Here is a 16,553-nt window from a genome sequence, read left to right on the forward strand (position 1 = left end):
TGTCAGTCACGCTGCTTTTCTTGGGCCTAAGAATATGGCATTCGAGACGGTGGCGCAATCATAAAAAGTCGATGAATGGTCGCAGTCTTCCAGGCTCTTTATTCCTCTTTGAGCAGTATTGCGATTTGCTTCTCTGTTAATCCTGTTTTGTATTTTTCAGGCAAGCGCCAGTCTTCTTCTGTTAACTTTTGTTTTTGTAAGATATTGAACAAGGTTACTTGTAACTCGATGTAACTGTCTGGTTTTTTTGTATTTGCTTGCGTCTGACTTTCAGCGTTTGCCACTTTCTGAGGTACTTCACTGGCATCTTGCTTGCTACTCGTTTCCTGGTTTTCCGCACTGTCTTTCAGGCTGACTTTTTCTTTTTCAACAAGGCGCCTTTGGTTTTCTTTTTTCGCGCGAGCTTGCATGGCCATGGCGCTTCGAGCTGCAATTTCATCGGCCTGCCTGATACTTTGCATTTTCGTAAATACAGCTTTCGCTTGCGCTGTTAAGCTCAGCTCTATTGGTGCTTCCATTCCAGAGGAAAGGCTATCCATTTCGTTAGCAACCAGCTCCATTGGTTTGCTTTCAGAATTTCTCGTTTGCATAGGTGAGGGTGCAAGTAATTCTTCTTGAGTGTCTATCAATGAACTTAGGCTTGTAGGGTTTGATAATACCGCCTGTTCGGGCATATTTTCATGCTGGCCAATATAAATAAATACCAATATAAGCACAGAGGCTGCCACGGAACCGCCGTATTGCCAACGCAGCCAAGAATATGGCTTTTTCTGAGTGCTTGTTTGTTTTGTACCGCCTTGTTGTGTCACTCCTTGCATTATATTGGCCTGCTTTGCTTTTGCCAAAATAGCGTCATCAATAGCAACACTAGGCGAAGACTGACTTTCGCTTACTTGTTGTTCACGCATCGCTTTTTGATACTGTTTGCTTACCCATGCTTCATCTTCATTCATGGGTTTGTCGTTTGGTGGTGTCTGACTCATGTTCCGAAGCTCCTTATGGTTTAAGCCTAATATCGCGCTGGTTTAAGCAAGAACGTAAATTCTTGTATGCTGTTTTTAAGCGACTTTTAGCAGCCTCTAGTCCTACATCAAGAATTTGAGCAATATCATTGAGTGATAAGCCAGATTCTTCTCTGAGTAAAAACGAGTCTAATTGATGCTTTGGCAATTTCTCTAAACAATGTGTGATTGCTTCAGCTTGAATAGCTCGTTCATGCGCTTGTTGAGGAGTGTCATTTTGAACCGAAGTACTATTGGGTGGATCATTTCTATCTTGAGCATCTTGAGACGAATCCTCAATTTCAACTTGATCGTGGTCAGCCATCACAGTACTGACCACTTTTAAATGTCGATGTTGATCGATGACTTTGTTGCGTGCGATGCGGTATAGCCACGTCGTAAACTTAGCACTCTGTTGGTAGTTTGAAGCGCTATCAATGACCGCACTCCACACTTCTTGAAATAGCTCTTCAGCCAAATTCTGTTGTTTTAATTGGCGCAACAAGTAGCGATACACACCGCCCTTGTTACGCTTATATAAAGTCTCGAAGGCTGCAAAATCACCATTTGCATAACGCTTCATCAACAATTCATCTGAGAGTTCGTCCACTCACTTCCTCATTTGGCTAAGTCGTTCACTATCCGCACTAACGACATCTCGGGCACTTAGTTGCTCTGCATTTCGCACTAACTGAATGAACTCACTACGGTAGCCAAACTCATCTTTGCCTTTTGTCTGCAAGGCAGTTTGGGTAATCCACTGATAGTCGATGTTCGCTGCGTATTTACTGTTCTTTAAGCGCTGAGCAAAGCTCGCGACTGCGCTTGCAAACTTAAAATCATTACTTTGCTGGGCGAATGTTTTTATATCCCGCTTTTTCACTATCGTATCAATTAATTGGCTAGTATCAGAATCAGTTGGTTTATATCGTAGCTTAACATATGCTAATTCGTCGGCGGTGTTATCTGATTCAGTCGCTTTTTTCAGACTTGACTCCGAGTTGGTATAGCGGCGTTCATCGTTGAATTTATGTTTGCTATCGCTCAAGGTAATTTCGTACAGCGCCGTCACTTTATGGCCAGCGCCAATATCACCCGCATCCACTTTATCATTATTAAAATCTTCGTTAGCAAGTTGGCGGTTTTCATAACCAATCAGACGATATTCCGCCACATTGTCTGGGTTGAATTCAACCTGAATTTTGACATCTTTCGCGATCATCTGCATGGTCGATTGTAGCTCGTCAACTAGGACTTTGCGTGCTTCGTTAATTGTATCAATATAAGCATAATTACCATTTCCGGCGTCTGCCAACTGCTCCATTAAATGGTCGTTATAGTTACCTTGGCCAAAACCAAGGGTGGTTAGGGCAATGCCTTTTTGCTTCTTCTGTTTGATTAGGTTCAAGAGTGCATCGTGGTTAACAGTGCCAACATTAAAGTCGCCATCAGTTGCCAGGATAACTCTATTCACCCCCCCTTTAATAAAGGCTTTCTCTGCTAATTGATAGGCTTGTTCTATGCCTGCTGCACCGTTGGTTGAACCGCCAGCACTGAGTTTATCCAGTGCTTGTTGAATCGCTAGCTTGTTATTGCCATCAGTTGGCTCGAGCACCACGCCTGATGCGCCGGCGTAGACAACAATAGACACTTTATCTTTACTGTTAAGTTGATTGGTCAACATGGTGAGAGAGCGCTTTAACAGTGGTAACTTGTTTGTTTGGTTCATTGAGCCAGAAACATCAAGTAGAAATACTAAGTTGCTGCCTTTCGATTCACTCAGTTCGGCTTGATAGCCCTTTAGCGCAATTCTGAGAATGTGGCGCTCGCTATCCCATGGCGCTTCAGAAACTGCTGTGTTAACACTAAACGGCGTATCGATTGTCTGAGGAGCCTCATATTGATAGTCGAAATAGTTGATGAACTCTTCAATTCTTACCGCGTCAGCCGGTGGCAAATAGCCCTGATTTAACATGCGTCTTGTGTTCGTATAGCTGCCAGTATCAACGTCGATAGAAAAGGTTGAGACTGGCTCCAATGCACTTATCTTCACCTCGTTAATTTCGGGCGACTCATACTTCTCACCATTGCTTGGTGTTGCCTGCCATTGCACATCTTTATCAAACTCTGGTGGCATTGGGCGAGAAACCATTTTCATGAACGCTTGTTCTTGCTGCGGTGCGGAGCGCATGATCGAAGCGATATCTCGGGTTCTGTTTGCCTCAGCTCTTAATGCCTTTTGTTTTTGTTCATGTGCGCGCGCTGTTTGTTCAGCTTTAGCCGCTTGTTCTTTTTCCTGAATTTGCTGAGTAGACTTGTCTTCAGGTGCTGCACAAGCGCTCAAAAATACGATTGCTGCGCTGGTAGCCGCTACCAGAACGCTTCGTTTAAAGCGCACAGGATAAGGTCTTGTTTGATTAATGCTAGCTAGATTCTTCTGTGTATTTAGCAGTCGGTGTTGTTTAGTCATGATAGTCATCCTTTGGTTAGCTTAATTCACAATCCACCCCTTTATTTGTTTACAGTGAGGTATGGATTTTATGTGCTTCTTATTGCTTACCAACGGATGAGTTTTACAAAAGGGTTTTTTATTTTTCGGTGGGGCGAAGATAAACCTATAGTGTGCTATTAAACTTATGATAGTCCCAGGGCGCTCATTGTAATTGAGGCAGATGTTTCTCGAAAATGGCTTGTATGGTTTTCTTAGTCAGCGGTTTAACAACATAACCTTTAGCACCATTTTTTAGTGCTTCAGCCACTATTTGCTTTCTCTTGCTACCGGTCAGCATAATAATAGGAGTGTCATAATTTAAATGACCCTCCGTTTTTGTTTGCGACATTATATAAATGCCGTTTGTATCCGGTAAACTGATGTCCATTAAAATTAAATCATATTTTACGCTGCTGAGGCTTGCTAAAGCCCGTCTTCCAGATACGGCAAGCTCGGTTTTTGTGTTTAATGAACTTAGCAGCCTCACGGTTAATTTTTGACTGATCAAATCATCTTCAACTAACAAAATTCGTATTGCCGACTGCTTGGTGTTGGGGTCATCTTGCGCATTGATATCTTGCTGATAAAGGCGATTAAATACTGGCGTGGGTTCATCTGACTTTGCAGTGTCTGTTTCATCTTCAGCGTTTCCTGAGGCGCCAAAAGTGATGGTTTTTTCAAGCAATGAAATGGCCTTTGCTTGCAATTCCAGTAGTTTTGGGCGAATTTCATTTGAACGTATTTGTTTGAGCGTTTCTTGTAGTTTATTCAGATCAAGGTCGACCGCTTGATGTTGTTGGATTTTTTTATCAGCTTGGTTCAAACAAGTCTCAATATCTTCAATTGAGCTTTTGAATGACAACTCAATTTGATTTTTATCTTCTAGTAACCGAGACATAAGAGCAGCGAATTCTTCACTTACATTGTTCGTTAGTCTTTTACTGAGCTGTTCTTCACGCATGGACGGTAGCGATACGCCTAACTCCAACAATAAGTGCTCGATAATGAGGACGATTCTATTCGCTTCATACAGAGGTCTGGCAATCAAATAGTCGTCAATTGCATTGCATCGATGTGCTTCAAAGGCATCAATTTCTGATTTAAGTGGTATGAGAGAAACCACCTTGTGTTCACAAACGGTGTAGTCTTTTACTGCGTCCAATGACCGATAGTAATTGAGCATGCTTTCTTCGAGATTATCACCCGTCATCAAGAAAACAGTGGGCGTGTTTTTGGTCGTGAGATGACGACATAACTCTTTTAAACTGCGACATGCTTCACAGTTTTCGAAGTACTGCTTAATTTTTTCAAACATGACCTTATCATTTTCCATGTCGGTCACATACAGCACTATTTTGTAGTCTTTAATCGTCGATTTCATTGCGGATCCAATTTTTGATGTCAATTAAAGAGTCGTCGAGTTGTTTTTTCACCTGCATAAACAACTGACCTATTTCCTCGGCATTGCCGGTTTTGCACAAGTCTTCTAGTTTTTCGCAACTCAAAAACATGGGATGATTTCCCGCAACTTTCGCGCTGCTTTTCATACTGTGTGCAGTTTTACCAGCTTGAGAAAACTTACCTGAGCTAATCTCGTACTCCAATTGAATAACAGATTGCTCAATGTTGTCCATATACATTTTTAGGAAATCAGCGATCTCCCCAACATCAGATTCGTCCAGTATTTCATGGATGACTGATATATCAAAAACACTCTTTGTGTCCCATGCAAAGTCAAGCTCTTCAAAAGAGGCAGTATCGTCGATTTCAAGGCTAGTTGTGGTCTCTATTGCTTTATCTTCGCCGTTTTCTGGACTTACCAAACCTATCAGTGCGTGCAGCTTTGTCACGGAAATTGGTTTCATGATGATTTTATCGGCACCCGCCTTGTTGCATTCATACTCGCAGTCTTCAGTTTTATCTGCAGTAAGAACAAACATCTTATTGGGTGGTAATCCATAGCTTGATTCATAGGATCTCAGTGTAGAGATGAGCTCTGCACCAGACATGCCTGGCATTTGATAGTCAGTGATAACCACATCAAACTCATGCTTTTGCCAGCACTCAAGAGCTGAGTGTCCATCGTGGGCAAAGTGTGCGTTTAAGCCTAAGGCTTTTGCTTGTTCTTTAATGACAAATAAATTGTTTGGGTTATCTTCCACAAACAGTATCGAGGTGTGTGTATGCTCAAAAAGAGTACTTGTATCGACAGTTTTAGTAGACGAGTTATCTTGGCTCGTTCCACTTTGTAAGCAATGTACGATTTGGTTAAGTAGCAATGGACTTCTATTTACAATGGCTGAACTTGAGCCACCCAAAGAGTAGGGGTTTGATCCCAAATGGAAAAGACTGTTTTGCGGCTCGCCATGGTGGATTTCTTTGTTCGTTATAATTACCTTGTTTGCGCTACTGATATCTTCAATATTTTCAATAAATACGAATTCGCTATCAAAATAAGGCTGATATTTTTGCAGTGAGTCATAGAATTTAGCGTCGTCAGTTAACAGTGTTTTCGAGCAATCCAAGGTTTTTTGTAAACTCTGCTTAAAGGGCTCATCGTCTGTATGAAGTGGCAGCGTGACAGAAAACTGTGTTCCTCTTCCTAACTCACTATCCACTTCAATTTTGCCCTCCATTAAGTCACAAATTTGTTTACAAATACTTAAACCCAAGCCACTTCCACCGAAGGTGCGGTGTATGTCAGTTGATGCTTGTGAGAAGCTTTCGAAGATGGTTTCTTGTTTGTCACCTGCAATGCCGATCCCATTATCTGTAACGCTTAACAAGAATGATGATTCTGAATTTTTTTCTATGCTAATTGAAACGTGACCATGTTCGTTTGGTGAGAACTTAATTGCATTGCTGATCAGGTTGTTGAGAATTTGCGAGATTCGAATGTCATCTACTTCAATATGAGTGGGTAATTCAGGGTCAATAAATAAAGATAAGTGAACCCCCTTGTGTTCGCACAGTGCAATCTGATCAAGCGCTATTTGCTCAAACAGAGGGCGCACCTCACACCGAACCTTAGACAAGCTGACTTTTTCAGCATCGAACTTAGTGAAGTCGAGTACGTCGTTCACTAAGCGAAGTAGATGGTCAGCACTGCTTGATAGTCTTGATATGTATTCGTGTTTTGCGAATTGAGGCTCTAATGCACAAAGATCTAAAATCCCGATCATCGCATTCAGCGGTGTTTTCACTTCATGACTCATTGCTGCCATAAAGCTGCTCTTAGCCTTACTTAGGCTGAGGGATTCCGTATAAGCAAGTTCAAGCTGTTCATGTAAAAACATAATCGAAGATTCATCGATAAACATACAAATCCGTTCACCAGCTTCAGATACGGTATCTCGGTATTCAATATATCGACTATCTGTATTCTTAAACGAAAAGTTAATCGCTTGTTTTTGTTTCAATTTTCGTTTGAGTAACCTGCCGAATGCTTTTGCTCGCTTTGGGTTCTCTGACAGCACTTGTTCCGCTATGAGCGTAAACAAATTTCCGATTCTTTGACCTTCTACGGTTGGCCTTTCTAAATAGGAAAATAGTTGGAACAGAGTATCATTGCAAAAATCAATATAGCCAAACTCATCAACTATTAAGACAGCTTCACTCATTCGATGAAGGGCCTTCACCATCGCGTTATAGCGCTTTCCTTGCTCAACTGGCGCTGAACTACTCAAAGACACTAGGTATGTTTGCTTTTGTGTTTCTATCGCCCGAAAAGACGTGTTCGCAATCGGGCTTGCGCCCTCATGGATAGCGTTTTGTAAAGAATCTCTCACAGTATTGATGAGCTCTGAGAGCTTGACATCACCCAGGTTTAAGCCGAGTAGGTGAGTGTTGATGTGGCACAGTTTGTCTGGGCCCAATAGCAGTGCTGGACCAGGTAAGGATTCACAAAAACTGATTGCTTGCTCACTAAAATGATTTGGCAATATTCACTTCTTTGTCAGTGCTCAATATTCTAATATGGGCAACACGTGATATACATTAACTTATACAAGATGATGGGTTTCTGCAACTTCCTGACTTGATTGAACTTGTCACTCTACTATCACTACTTTTCCAGAGAAGGCCTGAACACCGATGGCTTGCTGTGTGACAAAGCGCTCAATATCTTTGCCAGACGCACTAACGGAGTCACTTTGCCAAACGGCTACTTTTGTTGATGCCATGAAACCAAATGGCAGTGGCATTTCCTGTGTATTAAAGGAGAAATTCAATGCGATATATGCTCGCGCGCTACCATTTTGTCTCGAATATGCAAATACGCCTTCAGCGTTGTCGGCGTAATATACTTCCAACCCTCCGTTTTCTAATACAGGCATGGTCTCGAGTAAATGCTCTAAAGAAGCAATGTATATAGCCTCGTCAGCGGCTTGCTTTGGATCATAAGGGCTCACTTGTTGAGATATACGATGTAACTCTTTCTTCCCGTAGGTGGTCGCGAGCTGAAACAAAAGTAACTTATACCGATTGTACTGGCGTTCTCTTTTCGCGTTATTTTCCGACAGCGCGGGCGTCAATACTTCGGAGTTCTTATATGCTTTAGCACCTAGCCATGCTTGACTATTCTCATTGACTAAACTTTGTAATTGTTCGGCAATACTTTGCACATCAATGGTCTCGCTATCGCTGATGATAGTGCTAGTCATAAAACTCGACCAAGCCATTCTATATTCTTCTTTAGGTACTTTTGAGCTCGTATTATTGCCCTGAATACTTGGGCTGCATGCACTGAGTGATAAGCTAAGTATCAGTAGGTAAGTTTTTATAATGAAACTGTGCGGCATATTTTGATCGAGTTTAATCAGGTGTAGTATTAAGTTTTGATACGCAACAAACTCTCAATTAGGCTCATAGTGCTGAGCGCCCAAATTAATTAAAAAGGATCGTCATGACAAATATTGGTACCCCATTTTCTTCAACAGCAACGAAGGTCATGCTATGTGGCGGCGGTGAGTTGGGTAAAGAAGTGGTGATTGAATTAAAGCGTTTAGGTTGTGAAGTGATTGTGTTGGATCGTTATGAAAATGCCCCAGGTATGCAGGTGGCCGATCGCAGCTATTGTATTTCAATGCTCGATGGTGACGCGCTACGCAAGATTGCCTTAGAGGAAAAACCAGACTTTATTGTTCCCGAAATTGAAGCCATTGCCACACAAACCTTACTCGATTTAGAGGATGAAGGCTTTCATGTGGTTCCGTCGGCTAAAGCGGCGCACTTAACTATGAATCGTGAAGGGATCCGCCGTTTGGTTGCTGAGGACTTAGGCCTGCCAACTTCTCAATATGCTTTTGCAGATAACTATGACGACTTTGTATCAGCGGCTGATAGCATTGGCTTTCCATGTATTATTAAACCCATCATGAGTTCATCAGGAAAAGGACAATCTTTTGTTAAAGACCAATCTGAACTTGCACAAGCTTGGAAATATGCACAAGAGGGTGGTAGGGCAGGTAAAGGAAAAGTCATCATTGAATCGGTTGTTAATTTTGATTATGAAATTACCTTGCTGACCATTTGTCATCAAGGTGGTACATCCTTTTGCGAGCCTATCGGACATCGCCAAGAAGAGGGTGATTATCGTGAATCATGGCAGCCACAACAGATGAGTGATGCAGCTTTGGCATTATCAAAAGAGATTGCGAGTAAAGTGACTCAAGCGCTGGGTGGAAAAGGATTGTTTGGTGTTGAATTATTTATCAAAGGTGATGATGTTTTCTTTAGTGAAGTATCGCCAAGACCTCATGACACTGGCATGGTCACGCTTATTTCTCAAGACTTATCTGAATTTGCTTTGCACGCCAGAGCATTCTTAGGATTGCCAATCCCGAACATTCATTTCCATGGACCGTCGGCGTCAACAGCGTTATTGGTAGAAGGAAATTCGACACAAGTGAGCTTCGGAAACTTAATTGAAGCTCTCAGTGTAGCCAATACCGACCTTAAATTATTTGGTAAACCAGAAGTTGCTGGGCGTAGGCGAATGGGGGTCGGATTGGCGCGAGCTGAGAGTGTTGAAGCCGCGATCCGTTTATCAACACAAGTAGCGGATGCAGTAAAAATTACGCTCTAAAAAGCAATGCTAAAACCAAGGTCCTAAACAAAGGCCGAAAACCAAACGCTAAAAAAGCCCAGCAGGTGAAAGCACATGCTGGGCTGAGATTTTCTACTGACTATCCGCTAACAACAATGCTGTTTAGCTATGTGACGTGTCACTTAGAAAGGTAGAGGCATTGGGTTACCATTTAACATTGCCTGACCATCTTTCATGGTGAAAGTCATTTCATGCATACCTTCAGGCGTCACTGTAATCATACCTTGTTGAGTAAACATACCAATCATGCCTTCAACTTGTTGGGCAGCTATCGCGCTGATTTCTTCTTCTGTCATACCGGCAGTATTGGGGTCAGACATCATTTGAGCGCCTACAGCTTGCTCACCAATCCACAAAGCCATTGCTTTATCCATGCTTATTTTAGAATCCACGACTAACTTCGACATCCAAAAACTCGTGTCGGTTATTAATGCCGGCATTGCATCGACACCTTCGAGCTTAGTATGAATCTTACCCGTAAAGTTGCCGTCATTGATTTGACCAGACAGTTCAGCAATATTTATCTCAGGGTTTGCTTGTAGTTGAGGAAGTAGCTTTGTTTCCATCACTTCTGGCAACAACTCAGGGTCCATACTCGCTTCTTGATAAGCTTGGAAGAATGTTTTCTCTAGGTTGTTAAACTCTGTCTTAAGGAGTACATTCTTGGCGTCTACGCCAACTACGCTGAGCTCATCCATTGCATAATTTAAATCCATATCCATCAACGTGCCCGCGTCATTTACTTTAGTCACCGCATCAATGACGAAGTTTCGCATCGACATGTTGGCTTCTTCTAATGGTGAAGAAACAGCGAGCTCTCCCATTACGAACTTCGCATTAGAGTTATAGAGAACGTTCTCCATAGCCGCAGCGAAAGAACCTTCGAGCGAGGACTCCATCGTTATCGTGGATATCGTAACTTCTGTATCAGCGTCTGGTGCAGCGAACTTGAATGAGTCCATAGCACCGTCATAAATAGTGTTCGAGCTGGACACAGAAAATTCACCCTTCCAGCCACTGAACTCTAGTGAGCCACCATCAATTGTACCTTCTGCTTGCGTAAACGAAGGGATGGTGTCAGTACCATTGAATGAACCCGTAAAACCAACATTACCTGCGATAGTGTAAAAACTCTGATCGCCAGCATATTGCAAACTATCGCGGAATGTATCTAGATCCGTTTCTGCTTTTACTGCGGTTAACCCTAAGCTGAAGCCGTTGAGAAGAAGCACTGGACCGTGTTGGGCATTTACATTTAACGTGAAGGTAAGATCTTGAAACATTTCCATTTGTTCAGCAGGCAACGCTTCATCTTCAAACATTGCTGGATCGATACCAAACTCTATGACTGAAGAGCTAGTGAACCAATTTTGGGTGCGCTCGTTAATCGTCGCCGTATAACCTGGCATGTCATTTACGCTGGTAACAAACTCATCGAGTTGGGTGTTATAGCTTGAACCGGCTAGTTTAGGGCCAATTAGGCCAATCGCAGCGATAAGTGCTACAGGAATAATCACTTTTTTCATTTTACTTCCTTGTGAGGAATGTCGACTTCGAAACGGAAATTATCCGTTTCACGTTTTGTGTATCATCATGATCACACTCGTCACTAAGTTTATCCTAGGGAGTGTTGAGGTGCGACCGTTTTTGAATCGAAAATAACAATATATAGATCAGCCCTTTTAGCAAGAGCTTGATCTATATCGTAAATTTCAAGGTTTGTGATGTTTGCTGTTTAGCGATTATCTTCAATAAATTGGTCGATGTTTTGTTCTAAAACGAACAAGGGCACAGAGCCATGTGCTAATACCGCATCATGGAAATCGCGAACATCAAATTTTTCGCCTAAGGCTAATTCTGTTTTCTTTCGCAATTCTTTAATTTTTATCTCACCAATTTTATACGAGAGAGCTTGTCCGGGCCACGAGATATAGCGGTCAATCTCTGTGCGTACATTATGCTCGGATAATGCCGTATTCTCCATCATATAACTGAGTGCCTTGTCTCGACTCCAGCCAAACATATGCATGCCAGTATCAACAACTAAACGACAGGCGCGCCACATTTCATAGCTCAAACGACCAAAGTTATCGTATGGATCCTCATAAATACCAACTTCTAAGCCAAGGTATTCTGAATACAAGCCCCAACCCTCACCAAAAGCTGATATATAGGTTGAACGGCGTACATCAGGTAGTTCGTCCATTTCTGCCGCTAAAGAAATTTGCAGGTGATGACCGGGTACTGCTTCATGTAAGGTTAAGGCAGGTAATGCATACAATGGACGCTTGTCTAGGGCATAAGTATTTACCCAATAATAACCTGGACGGTCATCTGAACTGGGTGATATGTATCGGCCAGTTGTATATTTGGGCGCTATGCTGTCTGGTACAGCTTCAACGCCGTATGGCGTGCGTGGTAATTTTTTAAAAAGTTTCGGTAGTTGAGCATCCATTTGTTTGGCGATATACGATGCCGTGATGATCAGATCTTCTGGTGTTTGCGCATAAAAACGCGGATCAGTACGAAGAAACTCAATAAACTCATTAATATCGCCATCGAATTCCAGAGCGTCGACTATTTCTTGCATTTCAGCTCTGATACGAGCGACTTCTGCTAGGCCAATCTCATGTATTTCTTTGGCTGTGAGGTCGGTGGTAGTGAAGTGCTTGATTCTGTTCTGGTAGAAAGCTTCGCCATTCGGCCATGTTTTGACTGAAATATCACGCTTGGCTTCAGGGATATATTCGTCACTTAAAAAGTGATAAAAATCAACGTAAGCTTGATTGACCTTTTCAATTTCTGCCTTCGCTTCACTCATATCTCTATCGGTTTTTAAGCTGTCGGGCATATTCGCAAAAGGAGAGAAGAAAAGGCTATCTTCTGGTGTTTCAGCAATGAATGCAGAAACCGATTCTTCGAAGCCTTTCAAGACAGCTTTGGGTTGCACTTGGCCTACTCGCATACCTTCTTTCATATAAGCGATTTGTTGAGCAAAGTAATCTGGTATTTCAGAGAGCAACATCATGTAGCTGTTGAGTTGCTCATCGGTTTTGATTTTTGTATTGCTAGCACTATTGCCTATTGCACTATGAAAACCATATTCAGCGGTAATTGGAACGAGATATTCTTTAAATGTGTAAGAGTCGATATAGTTTTGAAGTCGATACTTCTGCATTAATAAGGAGATGTTTTCTGAATGGCTTAGTTCTTCGCTATTTATTTCATTCAGCATGCTCATAAAGGCTTTGTATTGAGCTGCTTGCTCAGCAAGCCCTGATTCACTGATATCCTCTAACGCCCTTTGGGTTTTTTGCCCTCGCGACTTTGCCAAATAAGGTGAAACAGACATTTCATATGCCCAAATTTCATCTAATAAAGATTGTAAAGTATAGGATGCTACCGGTTTGACTTGTGCCATCGGTGCCGTGGTGCTAGTTGGAGAAGTGGGCTGGGTTGAACCACAGGCCGCCAGTGATAACGCCACTGCAACAGAACAAAAAACCTTTTTCATATCTTACCTCGTTTATCAATCAGGCTCTCAGGTTACTCGAAAGCTCGATTAAAGTTAACCAAAAGTTAAATATGTCTCGTCATCCGTCATTCCTGCAATTATCCGTCATTCCTGTAATCATCCGTCATTCCTGCAATTATCTGTCATTCCTGCAATTATCTGTCATTCCTGCAATTATCTGTCATTCCTGCGGAGGCAGGAATCTAGGTCCCCGCCTTCGCGGGGATGACGAAAGCGCGGGGATGACGAAAGCGCGGGGATGACGACAGCGCGGGGATGACGAAAGCGCGGGGATGACGAAAGCGCGGGGATGACGACAGCGCGGGGATGACGACAGCGCAGGGAAGACGAGAGTGCGGGGATGACAAGCAAGCGTGTGGCTGATATAAAACAAGTCATGAAGTACCACACAATGGCAAAATAGCGATGAGTAAAATGGAAAATGACCCAAGAATAGATCCAAGGATTAAAGCCGCTTTTGGAAAAATGCGTCTTACGGGGTCTAACGATATAGAGAGTCGCGAGGCCGCTCTTGAAGCTGCTCAGTCAGAACGAGCGATAATGACTCGCCAAATGATGAAAGGCTTCCTAGATAATTGCAACGATGAAACCATTGCACCTAGCACGGGTCTGAATATTAGTACTCATTCTTTCACATCAAGCCCAGATGGTAATCAGGTCAATATTCAATTCATTCGACCCGACAATCAACATAACTTACCGTGTATTTATTACATACATGGTGGCGGTATGGCGACGATGTCCTGCTACGATGGCAATTACACTGCATGGGGCAAAATGATTGCTGCACAAGGCGTAGCGGTTGCAATGGTAGATTTTAGAAATGCACTGTTGCCTTCATCATCACCCGAGGTTGCGCCGTTTCCTGCGGGATTGAATGATTGCGTATCGGGACTTCAGTGGTTATCTGAAAATAGCGATACCTTTAACATCGATGTGGATAATATTGTGGTATCGGGCGACAGTGGTGGCGGGAACCTAGCTATCGCCACGGCTCTGACTTTAAAAAGCAATAAGCAATTATCGCTTATTTCTGGCGTTTACGCATTGTGCCCTTACATTGCAGGGAAGTGGCCCTTGCCAGAAAATCCATCATCGGCAGAAAATAACGGTATTTTGCTCGATCTACACAACAATATAAGTGCGATGATTTATGGCATCGAGGCATTCGAAGCACAAAACCCTTTAGCTTGGCCAGGTTTCGCGACTGAAGAAGATCTAAAAGGCTTTGTGCCAACGATGATTAGCGTTAATGAGTGTGATCCTTTGCGAGACGAGGGAGTGAATTTCTATCGCTTGTTATTGCGTGCAGGTGTTCAAGCCAGTTGTAGACAAGTGATGGGTACCACTCATGCAGTTGAAATGTTCCCCATTGCCTGTCCTGACATTAGTCGTGAAACTGCTAGCAGTATGGCAAATTTTTGTGCTGAAGTAGCCAAAGGCCGATAGGTTCACGAACGGCTTATGGTTCAAAACGCATTGTTTCGCCGATAGCCATCGTGGTGAATTTCGATTCATCTAGTGATTGTGTTTCTTGGGCATGTTTGAGCGCTTTGACTGGGTCACCCGGTTCTTCCGCGGTGAGTGGAAAGGTACCCCAGTGCATCCCAATTGCTTTGCTAGCTTTTACATCCGTCTGTATTTTCAATGCTTCGTCTGGATTCACGTGGTATTTCTGCATGAACCATCGAGGTAAGTAGGCACCTATGGGAATGAGCGCCAAGTCGATAGGATCGGTACGTTCGCCAATCTCTTTGAATTGAACGCTGTTATAGCCAGTATCTCCGGCAAACCAAATGTGAAACCCATCAATATTTATTGACCAGCTTGCCCAAAGCGTTTGCAATCTGTCACTTAGCCCCCGCGCTGACCAATGTTGGCTTGGTAGTGCCTGTATATCGGCCGAAGCAAAGGCGTTTTGCGCAATGCTCTTATCCCACCAATCTAGCTCAGTTATATTATTAGCGATTACGCCCTCTTGTTCTAAGTGGGCTTTTAAACCTAGAGGCACAAAAAAGCGAGTAGGTGAGACCTGTTGTAAGCTTCTTTCGGCTAAGGTGCTCAAGGTACTGTTGTCTAGGTGGTCGTAGTGATTATGGCTAATAATGACAATGTCGATATTAGGTAAGTCTGCGTAGTCCATTGCATGTGGTACATAGCGTTTTGGTCCGGCAAACGAGAGTGGAGATGCCCGATTACTAAAAATAGGATCGGTGAGTAAGGTGAGACCTTTATGTTGAATCAAGAACATAGAGTGCCCCAGCCATGTTATTAACGGCAGATCTGTCTCGGCTTGCAGATCACTTTTCGCTTGAATTCTAGCAATATCTACTTGTTGCTGAGGCACTTGGTCAGCCAAAGCGGGGTGGTCTGCCCATACTTCATCGCCCAGTAAACGCATTTCCAGAAAATCAAAAAAGCTCTTATCGGTATCAACAACGTATAAGTTCTTAAAACCATCGGGCGTATGATGCTCTTTGCCCTTGCGCTGTTGGAAGCTGTCAGTACCAGCACACGATGCTAAAAATACAATAAAAATCAGACCAATGAGTCGATGTGACCACGTGAGCTGATACTTTGCCGAAGTATGGCTCTTTGTCATATTTCTCATGTGTCGGCTTCTTGGTTTAGTGCAACGCTAGACAAAACCTGACGCATGGCAATGAGCACATCGTCTTCGCCATCTTGCAAAATACTCGATACCGCAAAGCCTTGAGTAAAACAGGTAAGCTGTAAGGCAATTGCTTCAATATTCACATCTGGGCGAATTTGTTGATGTTTCTGTGCTCGCTCTAAACAAGCAATAAAGCATAATTGCAATGAATCATAATAATGACGCGCGATAGTTTGCACCTGTTCGTCGCTTCGGCCTAGTTCGCTAATACAGTCAACTAATAAGCAACCTTGTTCGGATATAAGTGAATAATAAGCTCGGAAGTAGTCGTCTATTGCAACCGTACCCGTTTCTCTGCGTGCAACTAAGCTTTCTTGGCATCGCGATAATTGCGTGTCGACGTAGTGCTGTAAGACCGCGTGTAGGAAACCGCGTTTACTCTTAAACTCTAGATAAAACGCTCTTCGATTAAATTGCGTTCGAGCGATGATTTCTTCCATCGAAGCGCTAGCAAAACCTTGCTCTGTGAAGATTTCAACTGCGTACGAAAGAATGTCGTTGATGTTGTACTGGGCTTGCTTTGGCATAGGCAACCTTCCTATTCACAACCTGTTTTTTGCGCATGCAGGTGGCGATTTAAGCCAATACAATAGCGCTAAACATAAAAGAACATCTGTTCTTAATGCTATAGGTATAACAGCCTTTTAGGAAAATGCCAAGAGTTTGAATTTCCCCTCCTTAGATTACAAACACCTATTAAACGAGCTTTCAGAAGCAACCTTAGGAAAATGTTACACAATATTTCA

Annotated in this window: 12 protein-coding genes; 2 read left to right on the top strand and 10 right to left on the bottom strand. The window is 42.9% G+C overall.

The window, feature by feature from the left end:
- Nucleotides 1-98: 98 nt before the first annotated feature.
- The 6 genes from RM544_RS05315 to RM544_RS05340 form a co-directional block, all read right to left on the bottom strand.
- The gene (locus tag RM544_RS05315) at nucleotides 99-983 is read right to left on the bottom strand and encodes a hypothetical protein (protein ID WP_311360742.1); all 885 of its coding nucleotides are present in this window, start codon (nucleotides 981-983) and stop codon (nucleotides 99-101) included.
- 13 nt (nucleotides 984-996) lie between these two features.
- Nucleotides 997-1,611: a sigma-70 family RNA polymerase sigma factor gene (locus RM544_RS05320; protein ID WP_311360743.1), complete on the bottom strand. Its 615-nt coding sequence runs from the start codon at nucleotides 1,609-1,611 to the stop codon at nucleotides 997-999.
- Nucleotides 1,612-3,471 carry a vWA domain-containing protein gene (locus RM544_RS05325; protein WP_311360744.1) on the bottom strand — a complete coding sequence of 620 codons (1,860 nt, stop codon included), beginning with the start codon at nucleotides 3,469-3,471 and terminating at the stop codon, nucleotides 1,612-1,614. It lies immediately after the preceding gene.
- A gap of 184 nt (nucleotides 3,472-3,655) precedes the next feature.
- Nucleotides 3,656-4,873: a response regulator gene (locus RM544_RS05330; protein ID WP_311360745.1), complete on the bottom strand. Its 1,218-nt coding sequence runs from the start codon at nucleotides 4,871-4,873 to the stop codon at nucleotides 3,656-3,658.
- The gene (locus tag RM544_RS05335; protein WP_311360746.1) at nucleotides 4,857-7,433 is read right to left on the bottom strand and encodes a hybrid sensor histidine kinase/response regulator; all 2,577 of its coding nucleotides are present in this window, start codon (nucleotides 7,431-7,433) and stop codon (nucleotides 4,857-4,859) included. Before RM544_RS05335 ends, RM544_RS05330 begins: the two co-directional genes overlap by 17 nt.
- A gap of 108 nt (nucleotides 7,434-7,541) precedes the next feature.
- The gene (locus RM544_RS05340; protein ID WP_311360747.1) at nucleotides 7,542-8,171 is read right to left on the bottom strand and encodes an alpha-glucosidase C-terminal domain-containing protein; all 630 of its coding nucleotides are present in this window, start codon (nucleotides 8,169-8,171) and stop codon (nucleotides 7,542-7,544) included.
- A gap of 224 nt (nucleotides 8,172-8,395) precedes the next feature.
- Here RM544_RS05340 and purT point away from each other — a divergent pair, with 224 nt between their 5' ends.
- On the top strand, nucleotides 8,396-9,577 hold the full coding sequence (purT, locus tag RM544_RS05345; protein WP_409220062.1) for a formate-dependent phosphoribosylglycinamide formyltransferase: 1,182 nt from the start codon (nucleotides 8,396-8,398) through the stop codon (nucleotides 9,575-9,577).
- A 143-nt stretch (nucleotides 9,578-9,720) separates the two neighbouring features.
- On the opposite strand, the gene RM544_RS05350 is transcribed toward purT, so the two are convergent.
- A complete protein-coding gene (locus tag RM544_RS05350) occupies nucleotides 9,721-11,124 on the bottom strand; it encodes a YdgA family protein (protein ID WP_311360748.1) in 1,404 nt (467 codons plus the stop codon).
- A 209-nt stretch (nucleotides 11,125-11,333) separates the two neighbouring features.
- Nucleotides 11,334-13,112 (bottom strand): DUF885 domain-containing protein, encoded by a 1,779-nt coding sequence (locus RM544_RS05355; protein WP_311360749.1) that lies wholly within the window; start codon nucleotides 13,110-13,112, stop codon nucleotides 11,334-11,336.
- 426 nt (nucleotides 13,113-13,538) lie between these two features.
- On the opposite strand from RM544_RS05355, the gene RM544_RS05360 reads away from it, so the two are divergent.
- A complete protein-coding gene (locus RM544_RS05360) occupies nucleotides 13,539-14,582 on the top strand; it encodes an alpha/beta hydrolase (RefSeq protein WP_311360750.1) in 1,044 nt (347 codons plus the stop codon).
- 13 nt (nucleotides 14,583-14,595) lie between these two features.
- Here the strand turns inward: RM544_RS05360 and RM544_RS05365 are convergent, their stop codons facing one another.
- On the bottom strand, nucleotides 14,596-15,744 hold the full coding sequence (locus tag RM544_RS05365; protein WP_311360751.1) for an MBL fold metallo-hydrolase: 1,149 nt from the start codon (nucleotides 15,742-15,744) through the stop codon (nucleotides 14,596-14,598).
- Nucleotides 15,741-16,334 (bottom strand): TetR/AcrR family transcriptional regulator, encoded by a 594-nt coding sequence (locus tag RM544_RS05370; protein ID WP_311360752.1) that lies wholly within the window; start codon nucleotides 16,332-16,334, stop codon nucleotides 15,741-15,743. The genes RM544_RS05365 and RM544_RS05370 overlap by 4 nt, the downstream gene beginning before the upstream one ends.
- Between the last annotated feature and the right edge of the window lie 219 nt (nucleotides 16,335-16,553).

Origin of the sequence: Brumicola blandensis, assembly GCF_031846165.1 — a bacterium.
Classification (GTDB): domain Bacteria; phylum Pseudomonadota; class Gammaproteobacteria; order Enterobacterales; family Alteromonadaceae; genus Glaciecola; species Glaciecola blandensis.